Raw genomic sequence first — 742 nt, forward strand, 5'->3', positions numbered from 1 at the left:
AAGCCGTATTTTGGAAGATTGTTTTCCCATCCTTCAGGAAGGCGGCCTTCCATTGCGTCAGTAAGCTCTTTCGCTAATTCAGGGTAAGCAGCCGCATAGCCATTTAGCAATGCATCCCATTCAGCTTGCTTCTTCTCGCCCGCTTCTTGGATCACAGAGCGGAAATGTGCGTATACTTCTTCCGGCACATGGAACTCTTGTTCAAAATTCCAACCATAAGCTTCTTTTGTTAATTGTGTTTCAGACTTACCAAGCGGAGAACCGTGGGAAGCAGATTTTCCGGATTTATTTGGAGAACCGAAACCGATGATTGTACGTACTTCAATTAATGTCGGACGGCTTTCGTCGCTCTTTGCTTCTTCAAGTGCTTTTGCAATTGCAGCAACATCCATTCCATCTTCTACACGAATATATTGCCAGCCGTATGCTTCGTAACGCCCTTTTACACTTTCAGAGAAGGAACGATCTAAATCGCCATCTAAGGAAATATCATTGGAATCGTATAATACAACCAAACGCCCTAAGCCTAAATGTGCTGCCAAAGAGGATGCTTCAGCTGAAACACCTTCCATTAAGTCACCGTCTCCGCAAATTACGTATGTATAATGATCTACTACGTTGTATGCTTCGCGATTATATTTTGCAGCTAAGTGACGTTCCGCCATAGCCATACCTACAGCTGTAGCAATCCCTTGTCCAAGTGGTCCTGTTGTGCAATCTACGCCAGGAGTATGATCGTATT

1 protein-coding gene is annotated in these 742 nt (G+C 44.2%); it reads right to left on the minus strand.

Annotation, left to right across the window (positions count from 1 at the left end; translation table 11 throughout):
* A partial coding sequence (locus EP737_RS25130; RefSeq protein WP_246040378.1) for a thiamine pyrophosphate-dependent enzyme occupies positions 1 to 742 on the minus strand: 742 nt, incomplete at both ends.

This window comes from Ectobacillus funiculus, assembly GCF_004138295.1.
Classification (GTDB): domain Bacteria; phylum Bacillota; class Bacilli; order Bacillales; family Bacillaceae_G; genus Ectobacillus; species Ectobacillus funiculus.